Raw genomic sequence first — 14,707 nt, forward strand, 5'->3', positions numbered from 1 at the left:
ATGAGCCACACGATCAAGGTCCTGCTGGCCGAGGACCAGTCGATGGTCCGAGAGGCGCTGGCCGCGCTGCTCGGCCTGGAGGACGACATCGAGGTCGTCGTCCAGGTGGCGCGCGGGGACGAGGTCCTGGCGGCGGCCCGCGAGCACGACGTGGACGTGGCGCTCCTCGACATCGAGATGCCGGGCGCGACGGGCATAGAGGCGGCGGCCCTGCTGCACCGGGAACTGCCCCGGGTGAAGCTGGTCGTCCTCACCACCTTCGGCCGCCCCGGATACCTGCGCAGCGCCATGGAGTCCGGCGCCGACGCCTTCCTGGTCAAGGACGCCCCCGCCGCCCAGCTCGCCGAGGCCGTGCGCAAGGTGCTGGCCGGCGAGCGGGTCATCGACCCCACCCTCGCGGCCGCCGCGCTGGCCGAGGGCGCCAACCCCCTCACCGACCGCGAACGCGAGGTCCTGCGCGCCGCGGCCGACGGCTCCACCAACGCGGAACTGGCCAAGCTGCTGCACCTGTCCCAGGGCACGGTCCGCAACTACCTCTCCACGGCCATCCAGAAGTTAGCGGTGCGCAACCGGGCGGAAGCGGTACGCATCGCACGGGAGAAGGGCTGGCTGTAGTCGCCCGACGGGCAGGGCAGGGGCGGGGCGGGAGAGCGGGGGGTCAGTTCAGGCGGGCGCGGGCCGCCGTCGCCTGTCCGCGCACCTTCTCCGCCAGGGACGCGTCCACCACGTCCACCAGGTCCGCGTACACCTCCATCTCCACGGCCCCGGCCACGAAGTCCCCCCGCTGCACCAGGATCTGCGCCCGCTCGTACCGCAGCCGCGCCGGATGCGCGGGCAGCAGCAGCGCCAGCTCCACCGCCCACAGCGCCACGTCCGACCGCTCGGGCCGGGCCGAGGCCCACGCCCGGACGTTGTTCAGGATCCGCGTCACCACCTCCAGCGGGTCCGCGGGCGTCAGCATCGACGGCGTCAGGCGCGCCCCCGTGGCCCCCACGACGAGCAGTTCGGCGTCGGCCCCGCTGAGCAACTGTCCCCCGTCGAACGGGTCCGCCAGCACCTGGTCGTCCTGGGGCCCGAACCCGACGACGAAGTGCCCCGGCAGCGCGACCCCGTACACCGGCCCGCCCGCCCGGCGCGCGACCTCCATCCACACCACGGACAGCAGGATCGGCAGCCCGCGCCGCCTGCGCAGCACCTCGTGCAGCAACGACGAGCCGAGCCACTGGTAGTCGGCCGGCGACCCGTGGAACCCGCAGCGCTCCCCGAGCACCGAACGCAGCGCACGGGCCCAGGCCGCGGGCCCGCCGGGACGGAACGGCAGCTCCCCCGCCAGCCGGTCCAGCTCCATCTGCGCCGCGTCCATGCCCGCCTCGTCGAGCGCGCCGTCGGCCACCGCGCCCAGCAGCAGACACAGCGCCGACAGGTCCGGCTTCTCGCAGCGGGCCTCCTCGGCGAACCGCAGACGCAGTGCGGCCGAACGCTCGGGCGGCGGGGGGAACGGATGGCGCATGGCAGGCTCGTGCCCGCTCACGGCGATCCGTACCGGCCGTCGTCGGCCCCGGCCGGCGCCCGGTAGTGGTGATAGGCGTGATGCGCGGCGAAGCCCAGCCGTTCGTACAGCGCCCGCGCACCGGCGTTGTCCGTCTCCACCTGGAGCCAGGCGGCCGAGGCGCCCTCGTCGAGGGCCCGCCGGGCCAGCGCGGTCATCACGGCGGTGGCCAGCCCGCGCCGCCGCTGCGCCGGGTCGACCTCGACGGCGGCGAACCCGGCCCACCGCCCGTCGACGACACACCGCCCGATCGCGGCGGGCGGCTCGTCCGCCCGCTCGCCGGGCACGGTCGCGAACCACACCGAGGGCCCTCTCGTCAGCACCGTCAGGGCCACGTCGCTCACTCCCTTGCGCTGATAGCGCGCCAGCCACGCCTCACCGGCCTCCCGGGACAGCACGACCCCGGACGGCTCGCCCAGGTCGGCGAGCGGCGCGAGCGCCCCGGCCCAGACCTCGGCGCTCACCTCGCGCACCCACCCGCGCCGCTCCAGCTCCGCGCACAGCAGTTCCTGCGTGCCCTCGGCGCCGGTCGCGGTCTGGACGTACGCGGGCAGGCCGCGTTCCTCGTACCAGCGTCGTACCTCGGTGAGCGCCTCGTCGAGCGGGAGGCCCGGGTCGCCGAGCGGCAGCACCGAATTCGCCCGCCGGGTGAACCCGGCGGCGGCCCGCAGCTCCCACCCGCCCAGCCGCGCGCTCTCCAGTGGCCGCCAGGCCCGTGCGGCCACCCCGGCGAGCTCCTCGTACGACGCGGCCGGACCGCGCCGCCGCGCCGGTGCGGCGGGCACCGCCTTCCCCGCGACCAGCGCGGACTCGGCGATCCGTACGCTCTCGCCGTCCCGCCGTGTGATCACGAGCACAGCGTCGTCCCATGATGTGAGAACGCCGACCGTGTCGGTGAATTTCCCTCCGGTGTCGCCGGGGTCGGTCAACCGTCGCACGGAGACGCGTTTTCCCACGTCAGCGGCGGTGATGCGGACCTCCGCACGACCGGCGGCAGAGATTTCCACAGGTCGTTCCACCCCTCCTGTTCGGATCATGCCCAAGAACGGAGATACTAGGGGCGGGCATCGACGACGCCGCGCTCCCGCGCGCCAGGCGGCGGAGCCTGTAGGAGGCCCGCCGGCGCCCTATCGAGGAGGAACGACAGCGTGACCTACGTCATCGCGCAGCCTTGTGTCGACGTGAAGGACAAGGCGTGCATCGAGGAGTGCCCGGTCGACTGCATCTACGAGGGCCAGCGGTCCTTGTACATCCACCCGGACGAATGCGTCGACTGTGGTGCCTGTGAGCCGGTCTGCCCGGTCGAGGCGATCTTCTACGAGGACGACACTCCGGAGGAGTGGAAGGACTACTACAAGGCGAACGTCGAGTTCTTCGACGAGCTCGGCTCTCCCGGCGGCGCCAGCAAGCTGGGCCTGATCGAGCGCGACCACCCCTTCGTCGCCGCGCTGCCGCCGCAGGCCGAGTAACACCGCAAGCGGCCCGCAACACCGTGCCGCCTCGGTTCCGTACGGCCTGATCGCCGCCCGATCACGCCGTACGGGGCCGAGGCGTCTGCCGTTCGCGGGGGCCGTGCGTTCGAGAAAGTGAGCGAGATTCCCGTGTCCTCAGTCTCCGACCGGCTGCCCACCTTCCCCTGGGACAAGCTGGAGCCGTACAAGAAGACGGCCGCCGCGCATCCGGACGGCATCGTCGACCTGTCCGTCGGCACCCCGGTCGACCCGGTCCCCGAGCTGATCCAGAAGGCACTGGTCGCCGCCGCGGACTCGCCGGGCTATCCGACGGTCTGGGGCACCCCCGAGCTGCGGGACGCGCTCACGGGCTGGCTGGAGCGCCGTCTGGGCGCCCGTGGGGTCACCCACCGGCACGTCCTGCCGATCGTCGGCTCCAAGGAACTGGTCGCCTGGCTCCCCACCCAGCTCGGCCTGGGCCCCGGCGACCGGGTGGCGTACCCGCGCCTGGCCTACCCGACCTACGAGGTCGGCGCCCGTCTGGCCCGTGCGGACCACGAGGTCTACGACGACCCGACCGACCTGGACCCGGCCGGGCTGAAGCTGCTCTGGCTGAACTCGCCGTCCAACCCGACCGGCCGGGTGCTGGACAAGGCGGAGCTGACCCGGATCGTCGCCTGGGCCCGCGAGCACGGCGTCCTCGTCTTCTCCGACGAGTGCTACATCGAGCTGGGCTGGGAGGCCGAGCCGGTCTCGGTCCTGCACCCGGACGTCAACGGCGGCTCGTACGAGGGCATCGTCTCGGTCCACTCGCTGTCCAAGCGGTCCAACCTGGCCGGTTACCGCGCGGCCTTCCTGGCCGGCGACCCGGCCGTCCTCGGCCCGCTGCTGGAGATCCGCAAGCACGGCGGCATGATGACGTCGGCCCCGACGCAGGCGGCCGTGGTGGCGGCGCTCGGCGACGACGTCCACGTCCGTGAGCAGCGCGAGCGGTACGCGTCGCGGCGCACGCTGCTGCGTGACGCGCTGCTGGGCAACGGCTTCCGGATCGAGCACAGCGAGGCCAGCCTCTACCTGTGGGCCACCCGGGACGAGTCCTGCTGGACCACCGTGTCCCGGCTGGCCGACCTCGGCGTCCTGGTCGCCCCCGGGGACTTCTACGGCACCGCGGGCGAGCAGTTCGTCCGGGTGGCGCTCACGGCGACGGACGAGCGGGTACGGGCCGCGGTGGAGCGCCTGGCGCGCTGACGCCGCCGGGCCCGGAGCCGGGTCCCGGTCGCTGTCCGGGGCCCGTGGCACCGCACGGCACGCAGACATGACACGGCGACGGGGTCCGGGTTTCCCCCGGACCCCGTCGCCGTGCGTTCCCGGCTCAGCCGCCCAGCGGCAGCCCCTTCAGCGGCAGCGTCTGCGTCGGCAGCCCGCCCTTGGTGAGGGAGTCCGTCGGCAGCCCGCCCTTCGTGGCCGCCGACGCCGCCTGCCCGAGGACGCCCCCGCCGGATCCCGCGCCCTTGCGTGCCGCGGGCGTCGCCTTCTTGGCGGCCTTGCCGCCGGTCTTGCCCGCGGCCGGCGTCGCCTTCTTGGCCGCCTTGCCACCGGTCTCGTTCGTGAGTGCGGCGACGTTGCGCGCCGCGCCGTCGATCGTGGTGCCGACGTTCGCGCCGTCCAGGGAGGTCAGCCCGCCCAGGTTCGGGGTGGCCGGCAGCTCGGCGGCCGCACTCGCGGAGCCGGCCGCGCCGACCCCGGCAGCCGCTCCCGCTGCGACCAGCAGCGCGACACGGGCGATCCGGCGGGTCAGAGGCAGGGACATGATGCTCCTTCGAGGGAGAGAACAGGGAGGTGTCCGGCCGGACCCGTTGCTCGATCGGGATTGATCGTCCGGGCTCGGTCCCCCTGACTACCGCTCGAAGCCCGCGAAGGTTGCGGACGCCTCGCGCAAAGAATTCGCAATGCATCGCATTATCAGGTACGGATAAAATCGGGCAAAGATCGCACGGCCCGCAACTCGGCGGAACCGCAAGGCCCTTGGGCCGCAAGGGATTCCGGGTATCGGGACGGGCCGACGTGCGGGCCCGTGAACCCGTCCGTCCCCGGCCGCCCCACGCAACCCGCGCGGGTGAAGCCCCGTACTGCTGCGCGATGCCCCGGCCGCCCGCTAGCGGGGTGCGGTGACGATCCGGATCGAGTCCCCGGCCGCCTGCTCCGCCTGCTCCGACTGCTCCGTCGTGCCCGAGTCCGCCGTCCTGGCCGTGCGCCACCGGCTGTCGGTCGTCCCGGCGGTCCACTCCCGACCGGCGTAGGAGATGCGCGAGATGTGCAGCGCGGAGGCGTTGGCCACCGCCCAGTGCGCGATCTGCCAGCCGCGCTCGTCGGCGTTGCGCCCCGCCGGGTCGCCCGTCCCGCTCGGCACGGGCACCGTCACGGTCCGCCCGTCGGACGCGGCGCTCACCTCGGGCACGGGCACCGACGCGGCCTTGTCGCCGCCGCTCTTGCCGTCCACCTCCGCACCGGCCTCCTGCAAGGCCTCGCGCCCGAAGTCCCGTACCAGCGCCGTGCGGACCGCGCTCGGCCCCGCGGCCGCGGCGGCGGTCTCGGCCGTCTGACGGCCGTCACAGGTCAGGGTGGCCGCCGCGCGCCCGGTGAGGGCGGCGGCGAGCAGCGCGGCGTCCGACTCGTGCTTGGCGTACGCCTCCGGGTAGCCGCTGCGCTGCACCCGCTGCGCGGCCACCGTGAGCGGGAGCTCCGTGTAGTCGGAGACCTTGACCAGGTGCTCGTAGAAGACGCCCGCCGCGTACGTCGGGTCCATGATCTGCTGCTCGGTGCCCCACCCCTGCGACGGCCGCTGCTGGAACAGGCCCAGCGAATCGCGGTCGCCGTGTTCGATATTGCGCAGTCCCGACTCCTGGAGCGCGGTCGCGAGCGCGATGGTCACGGCCCGCTCGGGCAGCCCGCGGTCGGTGCCGACAGCCGAGATCGTCGCCGCGTTGACCGCCTGCTCGGGGGTGAACTCGTAGACCGCGGCGTCGCCCTGGCCCGAGACGACCCGGCAGCCGGGGCCGCCGGCGCCGCCGGTGAGGTACTGGACCGCGAGATAACCGGCGACCGCGCACAGGACCACGACGGCCGCTCCGAAACGGAGGAGGCGGCCGCGGCGCTTGGGGGAGGTGGGGGACGGCTCTGGCACTCGTACAAGGTAGCGGAGGCCCCCGTGGCCGCCGCGCCGGGTGTGGACAGTGGGCCGAGGGCCCGGCGCGCTAGGGTCGGCGCCATGGCCGATACCCCACTTGACCTCACGTCGGACGCCGCCCGGCTCACCGCGCAGCTCGTCGACTTCCGGTCCGAGAGCGGCACCGAGAAGCCCCTCGCGGACGCGATCGAGACCACGCTGCGCACCCTGCCGCACCTGACGGTGGAGCGCTACGGCAACAACGTGATCGCCCGTACCTTCCTGGGGCGTCCGGAGCGGGTCGTGCTGGCGGGCCACATCGACACGGTGCCGATCGCCGGGAACGTCCCCTCCCGCCTCGACGAGGACGGCGTGCTGTGGGGGTGCGGCACCTGCGACATGAAGTCCGGAGTGGCGGTCCAGCTGCGCATCGCCGCCACGGTCCCGTCCCCGAACCGCGACCTGACCTTCGTCTTCTACGACAACGAGGAGGTCGCCGCCGAGCTCAACGGCCTCAAGCACATCGCGGAGAACCGTCCGCAGTGGCTGGAGGGCGACTTCGCGGTGCTCCTGGAACCGTCCGACGGCCAGGTGGAGGGCGGCTGCCAGGGCACCCTGCGGGTCCTGCTGAGGACGACGGGCGAGCGCGCCCACTCGGCACGCGGCTGGATGGGGTCCAACGCGATCCACGCGGCCGCCCCGATCCTCGCCCGCCTCGCCTCCTACGAGCCGCGCCGGCCGGTGATCGACGGCCTGGAGTACCGCGAGGGCCTGAACGCGGTGGGCGTCTCCGGCGGAGTGGCCGGGAACGTCATCCCGGACGAGTGCGTCGTCACGGTCAACTTCCGCTACGCGCCCGACCGCAGCGAGGAGGAGGCCGTCGCCCATGTCCGCGAGGTGTTCGCGGACTGCGGGGTGGAGGAGTTCGTGATCGACGACCACAGCGGCGCCGCGCTGCCCGGTCTGTCCCACCCGGCCGCGGCGGCCTTCATCGAGGCGGTGGGCGGCACCCCGCAGCCCAAGTTCGGCTGGACGGACGTCTCCCGCTTCTCGGCGCTCGGCGTCCCGGCGGTGAACTACGGCCCCGGAAACCCGCACTTGGCACACAAGCGGGACGAACGGGTGGAGACCGACAAGATCCTGGCGGGCGAGGAGCGGCTGCGCGCCTGGCTGACGGACTGAGGGGCCGCCCGCTCCACGCAGGACATGCCGACGTCCCCCGTACGTAACCCGCGTAGATCTAGGCTGAGGTGGAAAGACTCGTCCCCCGTCTCCGGTCGTGCCGGAGCGGGGGACGTCCCGACCGCGGAGGGAGCGCACATGGCTACCGGGAACCCCGAGGGCAAGAAGCAGCCACCGGAGGAACAGCGCCTGGGACCCGTCCTCCGAAGGCGGAACCAGGTGTACGCGAGCACGACCGACCAGCGGCTCCTCGACGCGGGCGGCCCGTCGGACTGGGTCCACACCGACCCCTGGCGGGTGCTGCGCATCCAGTCGGAGTTCATCGAGGGCTTCGGCACGCTCGCCGAACTCCCGCCCGCGATCAGCGTGTTCGGCTCGGCCCGCACACCGAGGAACAGCCTGGAGTACGACGCGGGCGTCCGGCTGGGCCGCGGCCTGGTGGAGGCGGGCTTCGCGGTCATCACCGGTGGCGGCCCCGGAGCCATGGAGGCGGCGAACAAGGGCGCGTCCGAGGCGGGCGGTGTCTCGGTCGGCCTCGGCATCGAGCTGCCGTTCGAGGAGGGGCTCAACCCCTACGTCGACATCGGACTGAACTTCCGTTACTTCTTCGTCCGCAAGATGATGTTCGTGAAGTACGCGCAGGGCTTCGTCGTCCTGCCCGGCGGCCTCGGCACCCTGGACGAGCTCTTCGAGGCCCTGACCCTCGTCCAGACCCAGAAGGTCACCCGCTTCCCCATCGTCCTGTTCGGCAGCACCTACTGGGGCGGCCTGGTCGACTGGCTCAAGCACACCCTGATCGCCCAGGGCAAGGCGTCCGAGCAGGACCTCAACCTCTTCCACGTCACGGACGACGTGGACGAGGCGGTCGCGCTGGTCTCCAAGGAGGCGGGACGGCACTGAGACCGGACCCGCGTCCGACGGCCCGGCGGTCGGTCCGTCCGACCGCCGGGGCCCGACCGTTCGCCGAGGCCGCCCGTCGGCCGGACCGTCCGTCGGGGTCCGACCGTCCGCAAGGGGTCCGCCCGTCCACCGGGCGTGGCCCGGGGCCGGTCAGGCCAGGCCGCGCCGGGCCACCGCCGGCTCCCGCAGGCCCGCGATCGACGCCACCATGTCCAGCACCTGCCGGGTCTCCGCCACCTCGTGCACCCGGTACACCTGCGCGCCCAGCCACGCCGACACGGCCGTCGTCGCCAGCGTGCCCAGCACCCGCTCCTTCACGGGCTTGTCCAGCGTCTCCCCGACGAAGTCCTTGTTGGACAGCGACACCAGCACCGGCCACCCCGTCGAGACCATCTCCCCGAGCCGCCGGGTCGCCTCGAGACTGTGCCGGGTGTTCTTCCCGAAGTCGTGCCCCGGATCGATCAGTACGGACTCGCGCGGCACCCCCAGCGCCACCGCCCGCTCGGCCAGCCCCACCGTCACCCGCAGGATGTCGGCCATGACGTCGTCGTACGTCACCCGGTGCGGCCGGGTCCGCGGCTGCGCGCCGCCCGCGTGCGTGCACACCAGCCCCGCCCCGTACCGCGCGGCGACCTCCGCGAGCCCCGGGTCCACCCCGCCCCACGCGTCGTTCAGCAGATCCGCGCCCGCCTCGCAGACCGCCTCCCCGACCTCGGCCCGCCAGGTGTCCACGCTGATCACGACGTCCGGGAAGCGGCGCCGCACCTCGGCCACGAAGCCGACGGTCCGCCGCGCCTCCTCCTCGGCCGTCACCTCCTCGCCCGGCCCGGCCTTCACCCCGCCGATGTCGATGATCGCCGCGCCGTCCGCCACGGCCTGCTCCACGCGCGCGAGGGCGGGTTCGTCCCGGAAGGTCGCCCCCTGGTCGTAGAAGGAGTCCGGGGTCCGGTTCACGATCGCCATGATCACCGGCTCGTGCGCGTCGAATTCACGCCTGCCCAGCCTGAGCATCCCCTGTGACCTCTCCTAGTACGTCCTGGTCTTCGGCCGCCTGCGACCCTAACCGTCAGATTCGCATGGCACGATCGGACCCTGACACTTTCGACACCGAGCACACCGAGCATGGGGACCCAGCGATGGTTATGTTCTTGTTCCTGGTGGTCGCGCTGGCCGTGGTGGTCGCCGCGGTGACCCTGGCCGTGGTGGGCGGCGGCGAGGGCACCGGCCCGCTGCCCGAGGCCGCGCCCGAGCGGCTGCACGACCCGCTGCCCCCGCAGCGCCCGGTCGACCGGGCCGACATCGACAGCCTGCGCTTCCCGCTGGCCGCCCGCGGCTACCGCATGGCCGACGTGGACGACGTCCTCAACCGCCTCGGTGCCGAACTCGCCGAGCGGGACGCGCGGATCGCCGACCTGGAGTCCGCGCTGGCGGGCGCCCAGGCCGGCCCCCGCGTCTCCATGGACAAGCCCGAGGAGGACCACCGGTGAGCGACGCGGTCGCGGGCCCGGACGGCCTGCTGCGCTGCCCCTGGGCCCTGTCCACCCCCGACTACGTGGCCTACCACGACGAGGAGTGGGGCCGCCCGGTCCACGGCGACGACGAGCTCTTCGAACGGATCAGCCTGGAGGCCTTCCAGTCCGGCCTGTCCTGGATCACCATCCTGCGCCGCCGCCCGGGGTTCCGGGCCGCCTTCGACGGGTTCGTGATCGCCAAGGTCGCGGGCTTCACCGACACCGACCGCGAACGCCTCCTCGCCGACACCGGCATCATCCGCAACCGCGCCAAGGTCGACGCCACGATCGCCAACGCGCGCGTCCTGGCCGACTGGGCCCCCGGCGAGCTGGACGAGCTGATCTGGTCGCACGCCCCCGACCCGTCCGCCCGCCCGGCCCCGAAGGGCCTCGCGGACGTCCCGGCGGTCACCCCGGAGTCCACGGCCCTGTCGAAGGCCCTGAAGAAGCGCGGGCTGCGCTTCGTCGGGCCGACGACGGCGTACGCGCTCATGCAGGCGTGCGGACTGGTCGACGACCACCTGGCGGACTGCGCCGCCCGCCGAGGCTGAGCGCGCCCGCCCGCCGAGGCTGACCACGCCCGCCCGCCGAGGCTGGCCATGCCCGCCCCGCCGTGACCGGGCGCGCCCGCCTTCCGCTGCCTGACCGGCCCGGGCCGGGCGGGCCCGGAACCGGGCGGGCCCGGAACCGGGCGGGCTCAGCGGCCCAGGTACTTCGGCTTCTCCTTGTCGACGAACGCGCGGACCGCGATCGCGTGGTCCTCCGAGGACCCGGCCCGCGTCTGGAGTTCGTCCTCCTTCTCCAGGGTCTCGTCCAGCGAGTGCGTCAGCCCGTAGGCGACGGCCTCCTTGAGCGCCGCGTAGGCCACCGTCGGCCCCTCGGCCAGCGCCCGCGCCACCTTCTCGGCCTCGGCGCGCAGTTCGGCCGCCGGCACGACCCGGTTCGCGATCCCCAGCTCGTACGCCTCCTGCGCCTTGATGCCGCGCGGGAAGAGCAGCAGGTCGGCGGCGCGGCCCGGCCCGACCACCCGCGGCAGGGTCCACGAGATGCCCGAGTCCGCGGTCAGGGCGACGCCCGCGAACGAGGTGTTGAACGCGGCCGTGTCCGCCACGACCCGGTAGTCCGCGGCCAGCGCGAAGCCGAACCCGGCCCCGGCCGCGACCCCGTTCACCGCGGCGACCACCGGCTTCGGCGCCGCGGCCAGCGCCCGCACGATCGGGTTGTAGTGCTCCCTGACCGTGCTCATCGTGCGGTCCGAGCCGGTCTCCCGGTCGGCGATCAGCAGCCCGATGTGCTCCTTGAGGTCCTGGCCCACGCAGAAGGCCCGGTCGCCGGCCGCGGTCAGCAGTACGGCCCGTACGGCGCCGTCCGCGGCCGCCGCCTCGACCGCGTCGCGGAGGGCGACCTTGGCCTCGATGTTCAGCGCGTTCATCGCCTCGGGGCGGTTCAGGGTGATCGTCGCGAGCCCGTCGCTCACCTCGTAGAGCACGGTGTCGGCCATGGCGGAACCCCTCCGGATGTGTCGCTGTGAGGACGTACCGGCCGGTACGTCAGCTGTCCGAAGGACAGCATGGCGGAGATCACCGGCCGTGCGCCGGAGCGTCCGTGTGACCTGCGTCAAAGAAATTCCGACAGGTTTCCGGCCGCGCGGCGTCCGTGCGGCGGAGCAGTATCGCAGTCACATCGCCGAATTGGGTGGTTTTGCTCGCGCGCGTTGCCCAAGCGATGCCGACTGATGTTGGTCATCGGGTCCTGAGATGCGGGATAATGGCCTGGAAGCAATGTGTTCGATGCCGGTGTCGTGCGTCCCACGCTGAGGATTGCGCGTGCCCTCCCAGGGGCCGTCGGCTTTGACGATGAGCTGGTTTCAGGAAGGGGAACGAGCATGGCGGCCATGAAGCCGCGAACGGGTGATGGCCCGCTCGAGGTGACCAAGGAGGGGCGGGGCATCGTCATGCGCGTTCCGCTCGAAGGCGGCGGTCGACTCGTCGTCGAGCTGACCCCTGACGAAGCCGACGCGCTGGGCGACGCCCTCAAGAAGGTCGTCGGCTGAGCGCGAAAGCGACCGTACTCTTTCAGCCGCCCCGGCGCCCCTGTGGTGCCGGGGCGGCTGCGTTGTCGGCGGGTCCGTCGTCGGCGGGTCCACGGTCGGCGGGTGGGCCGTCGGCCCGTGCGTGGTCGGCCCGTGCGTAGTCGGCGGGTGCCGCGGGCGTGCGGTGGGGGCGGGCGCGCGCGTCAGCGCTTGACCGCGCACAGCAGACCGTCGCCCACCGGGAGCAGCGACGGCACCAGTTCCGGGATCTCGCGCACTCCGCGCAGCAGTTCCCGGATCCGTATGACCTCCGTGGGCTGCGGCCCGGAGTCGACCGTGCGACCGTTGGCGAACACGCCCTCGAAGACGACCAGCCCCCCGGAACGCAACAGGCGCAACGATTCAGCTAGGTAGTCGAGGAACTCCAGCCGGTCGCCGTCGCAGAAGACGAGGTCGTAGCCGGCGTCCGCCAGCCGGGGCAGGACGTCCAGCGCGCGGCCGGGGATGAAACGGGCCCGGTTGCTGGCGAAGCCCGACGCGCGGAAGGCGTGCCGGGCGAACTGCTGGTGCTCCGGTTCGGGATCCACGGTGGTCAGCACGCCGTCCGGCCGCATTCCGTGCAGCAGGTGGATGCCCGACACCCCCGTCCCGGTGCCGATCTCCGCGACCGCCTTCGCGTCCACCGAGGCCGCCAGCAACCGCAGCGCGGCGCCCGTGCCGGGCGACACCGAGCGCAGCCCCGCCTCGCGGGCCCGGTCACGGGCCCAGCGCAGCGCTTCGTCCTCGGCGACATAGGCGTCGGCGAACGCCCAGCTCGTCTGCCGGTTGCCGGTGATGACCCTCTCCTGTCCCATGGTTGCCTGGGCGTGACTGTATCCGTTGCCGCCGGGAACCCGCAGATGGGACCGGGCGTTTATAGAGGTGGCGCAGACGGGCGGGGGGACACGGTTGGATCACGACGAGGGACCGCGCGAGAAGCAGGTCGAAGGGCAAGTGCTGACGCAGCCGCATGAGCCGTGGCAGCCCAGATCAAATTCTTGTAAAACCGCTTATCCGGAGCTAACGGGCGAGGTGGCTATGGTAGGGGCTCCACTGGACACCACCAGAGCCGACAGGGGAGGTGCGGCTGAGCCTGTGGATCGGGGGGGAGTGCTGAGGCGCTTCCTCGGATCGTCGGGCGGGCCGAAATCCGTGAACGACACCGCTGCTGACCCCAGCCATGCCGCTGACACGACCCAGACCGCGACTTTCTCCACCGACGCGGACGGGCAGGCATGGACTCCGCCCACCTGGGAGGAGATCGTCAGCATGCACAGCGGCCGGGTGTACCGGCTCGCCTACCGCCTCACCGGCAACCAGCACGACGCCGAGGACCTCACCCAGGAGGTCTTCGTCCGCGTCTTCCGCTCGCTGTCCACGTACTCGCCGGGCACGTTCGAGGGCTGGCTGCACCGCATCACCACGAACCTCTTCCTGGACATGGTCCGCCGCAAGCAGCGCATCCGCTTCGACGCCCTCGGCGAGGACGCGGCGGAGCGGCTGCCCAGCCGCGAACCGTCCCCACAACAGGTCTTCAACGACGCGCACTTCGACGCGGACGTCCAGCAGGCCCTCGACACCCTCGCGCCCGAGTTCCGCGCCGCGGTCGTCCTGTGCGACATCGAAGGACTGTCGTACGAGGAGATCGCCGCGACCCTCGGCGTCAAGCTCGGCACGGTCCGCTCGCGGATCCACCGTGGCCGCTCCCAGCTGCGCAAGGCCCTGGCGCACCGCTCGCCCCAGGCGCGCGCCGAGCGTCGTTCCTTCATCGCCCGGGTGCCCGCTCTGGGAGGAGGGGGCGCGACCGCGTGAGTGGATCACGACCCATCCCCACCGAACGGCTCCTGGCCGAGCAGCACCTGGGAGACCGACTCTCCGCCCTGGTGGACGGAGAGCTCGGTCATGACGCGCGCGAGCGCGTGCTGGCGCACGTGGCGACCTGCCCGAAGTGCAAGTCCGAGGTCGACGCCCAGCGTCGGCTGAAGAACGTCTTCGCGGAAGTGGCCCCGCCGCCCCCCTCCGAGAGCTTCCTGGCCCGGCTCCAGGGACTTCCCGGCGGCGACCCGGGCGACGGTTCCCCGCCGCTCGGCGGGGGCGGCTTCGGGGGCTTCGCCGGCCGTGCCTCCGGAGGCTTCGCCGGCCGGGCCGGGGTCTTCGGCGTCCGGCGCGAGGACCCGTTCGACTTCGACTTCGTCCCCTCCGGCGATCACGGTTCCGTGCTGCCGCCCACCTCCCCCGACCGCGGCTTCCGCATCCATCCGGTGGGCCGTGGCGAAGCCGAGCGGTCCGCCTCGCGCGGGCTGCGGTTCGCGTTCGTCGCCGCCGGTGCGGTGTCGCTCGCCGCGGTGGCGCTCGGCGGGGTCACCACCGGCGCGCCCGGCGGTGCGGCCGCCGAGGCCCGCGGCGGCTCCGGCAGCGGCAGCAACGTCACTCCGGCCCGCACCCCCGGCACGTCGGCCACGGGGATCTCCGAGGGCCAGCGACGCCGCGGGTACGGACCGCTCGTCGGGCAGGGCCGGACGGGGGCGTCCGGGCAGACCCCGCTCGCCCCGACCGGGTCGGCGGCGCCGCTGCTGCCCGGCGCGGGCGAGGACGTCGTGCACACGCTCACCACTCCGGTGGTGGCCGGCGTCGCCGCCATGTCCCCGTTGATACGTCCGCTCACCGCGGCCACACCGATCGCCCTCACCGCGTGGTCCTCGGCTCCCGAGGTCACCGCCCCCGGGCTGCTCGCCACACCCGCCCCCACCCCGTCCGCGCCCCCTTCCGCCTCCGCGTCGACCCGCTGACCAGCCGTCCCGCAGGCCCCGGCCGCTGCACGGCGGCCTGCGAACCTGGTTGAATCCAGGGTGGGCCGCGCCCACGGCACGCAGCCGG

The 14,707-nt window shown here is 73.2% G+C and carries 17 protein-coding genes; 10 read left to right on the forward strand and 7 right to left on the reverse strand.

The features are described from left to right. Positions 1-615 (forward strand): response regulator, encoded by a 615-nt coding sequence (locus tag ACZ60B_RS04895; protein WP_469384220.1) that lies wholly within the window; start codon positions 1-3, stop codon positions 613-615. Between the two features lie 43 nt (positions 616-658). On the opposite strand, the gene ACZ60B_RS04900 is transcribed toward ACZ60B_RS04895, so the two are convergent. Further along, complete coding sequence (locus tag ACZ60B_RS04900; protein WP_469384221.1) at positions 659-1,510, reverse strand: transglutaminase family protein; 852 nt, start codon at positions 1,508-1,510, stop codon at positions 659-661. 17 nt (positions 1,511-1,527) lie between these two features. Further along, positions 1,528-2,556, reverse strand: a complete 1,029-nt coding sequence (locus ACZ60B_RS04905; RefSeq protein WP_469384222.1) for a GNAT family N-acetyltransferase — start codon at positions 2,554-2,556, stop codon at positions 1,528-1,530. 141 nt (positions 2,557-2,697) lie between these two features. Here ACZ60B_RS04905 and fdxA point away from each other — a divergent pair, with 141 nt between their 5' ends. Together fdxA and ACZ60B_RS04915 are read left to right on the forward strand one after the other, a co-directional pair. Further along, a complete protein-coding gene (fdxA, locus tag ACZ60B_RS04910; protein WP_007495984.1) occupies positions 2,698-3,018 on the forward strand; it encodes a ferredoxin in 321 nt (106 codons plus the stop codon). Positions 3,019-3,150: 132 nt separating this feature from the next. Then, positions 3,151-4,248: a bifunctional succinyldiaminopimelate transaminase/glutamate-prephenate aminotransferase gene (locus tag ACZ60B_RS04915; RefSeq protein WP_469384224.1), complete on the forward strand. Its 1,098-nt coding sequence runs from the start codon at positions 3,151-3,153 to the stop codon at positions 4,246-4,248. Between the two features lie 124 nt (positions 4,249-4,372). Here the strand turns inward: ACZ60B_RS04915 and ACZ60B_RS04920 are convergent, their stop codons facing one another. Together ACZ60B_RS04920 and ACZ60B_RS04925 are read right to left on the reverse strand one after the other, a co-directional pair. Beyond that, positions 4,373-4,810: an ATP-binding protein gene (locus ACZ60B_RS04920; RefSeq protein WP_469384225.1), complete on the reverse strand. Its 438-nt coding sequence runs from the start codon at positions 4,808-4,810 to the stop codon at positions 4,373-4,375. Between the two features lie 345 nt (positions 4,811-5,155). Beyond that, complete coding sequence (locus ACZ60B_RS04925) at positions 5,156-6,184, reverse strand: VldE C-terminal domain-containing protein (protein WP_469384227.1); 1,029 nt, start codon at positions 6,182-6,184, stop codon at positions 5,156-5,158. A gap of 84 nt (positions 6,185-6,268) precedes the next feature. Here ACZ60B_RS04925 and dapE point away from each other — a divergent pair, with 84 nt between their 5' ends. Together dapE and ACZ60B_RS04935 are read left to right on the forward strand one after the other, a co-directional pair. Next, the gene (dapE, locus tag ACZ60B_RS04930; protein ID WP_469384229.1) at positions 6,269-7,348 is read left to right on the forward strand and encodes a succinyl-diaminopimelate desuccinylase; all 1,080 of its coding nucleotides are present in this window, start codon (positions 6,269-6,271) and stop codon (positions 7,346-7,348) included. 138 nt (positions 7,349-7,486) lie between these two features. Then, positions 7,487-8,248, forward strand: coding sequence for an LOG family protein (locus ACZ60B_RS04935; RefSeq protein ID WP_469384230.1), 762 nt, complete (start codon positions 7,487-7,489; stop codon positions 8,246-8,248). A gap of 150 nt (positions 8,249-8,398) precedes the next feature. On the opposite strand, the gene folP is transcribed toward ACZ60B_RS04935, so the two are convergent. Continuing rightward, positions 8,399-9,259, reverse strand: coding sequence for a dihydropteroate synthase (gene folP / locus ACZ60B_RS04940; RefSeq protein WP_450661586.1), 861 nt, complete (start codon positions 9,257-9,259; stop codon positions 8,399-8,401). Positions 9,260-9,390: 131 nt separating this feature from the next. Here folP and ACZ60B_RS04945 point away from each other — a divergent pair, with 131 nt between their 5' ends. Together ACZ60B_RS04945 and ACZ60B_RS04950 are read left to right on the forward strand one after the other, a co-directional pair. Then, positions 9,391-9,735 carry a DivIVA domain-containing protein gene (locus ACZ60B_RS04945; protein ID WP_469384627.1) on the forward strand — a complete coding sequence of 115 codons (345 nt, stop codon included), beginning with the start codon at positions 9,391-9,393 and terminating at the stop codon, positions 9,733-9,735. Next, positions 9,732-10,310, forward strand: coding sequence for a DNA-3-methyladenine glycosylase I (locus ACZ60B_RS04950; RefSeq protein WP_469384232.1), 579 nt, complete (start codon positions 9,732-9,734; stop codon positions 10,308-10,310). Before ACZ60B_RS04945 ends, ACZ60B_RS04950 begins: the two co-directional genes overlap by 4 nt. Before the next feature lie 146 nt (positions 10,311-10,456). On the opposite strand, the gene chcB is transcribed toward ACZ60B_RS04950, so the two are convergent. Further along, complete coding sequence (gene chcB / locus ACZ60B_RS04955) at positions 10,457-11,260, reverse strand: 2-cyclohexenylcarbonyl CoA isomerase (RefSeq protein ID WP_469384234.1); 804 nt, start codon at positions 11,258-11,260, stop codon at positions 10,457-10,459. 384 nt (positions 11,261-11,644) lie between these two features. On the opposite strand from chcB, the gene ACZ60B_RS04960 reads away from it, so the two are divergent. Then, on the forward strand, positions 11,645-11,812 hold the full coding sequence (locus ACZ60B_RS04960) for a DUF3117 domain-containing protein (RefSeq protein ID WP_003966491.1): 168 nt from the start codon (positions 11,645-11,647) through the stop codon (positions 11,810-11,812). Positions 11,813-11,994: 182 nt separating this feature from the next. Here ACZ60B_RS04960 and ACZ60B_RS04965 read toward each other — a convergent pair whose 3' ends face one another. After that, positions 11,995-12,645 (reverse strand): O-methyltransferase, encoded by a 651-nt coding sequence (locus tag ACZ60B_RS04965; RefSeq protein ID WP_469384236.1) that lies wholly within the window; start codon positions 12,643-12,645, stop codon positions 11,995-11,997. Between the two features lie 295 nt (positions 12,646-12,940). Between ACZ60B_RS04965 and sigE the strand changes: the two genes are divergently transcribed. Both sigE and ACZ60B_RS04975 read left to right on the forward strand, forming a co-directional pair. Next, entirely contained in the window at positions 12,941-13,642 is a 702-nt protein-coding gene (gene sigE, locus ACZ60B_RS04970) for an RNA polymerase sigma factor SigE (RefSeq protein WP_450661583.1), read from the forward strand. Further along, entirely contained in the window at positions 13,639-14,619 is a 981-nt protein-coding gene (locus ACZ60B_RS04975) for an anti-sigma factor family protein (protein WP_469384237.1), read from the forward strand. The genes sigE and ACZ60B_RS04975 overlap by 4 nt, the downstream gene beginning before the upstream one ends. Positions 14,620-14,707 lie beyond the last annotated feature (88 nt).

The sequence above is a fragment of the Streptomyces sp. NPDC104096 genome (assembly GCF_055584385.1).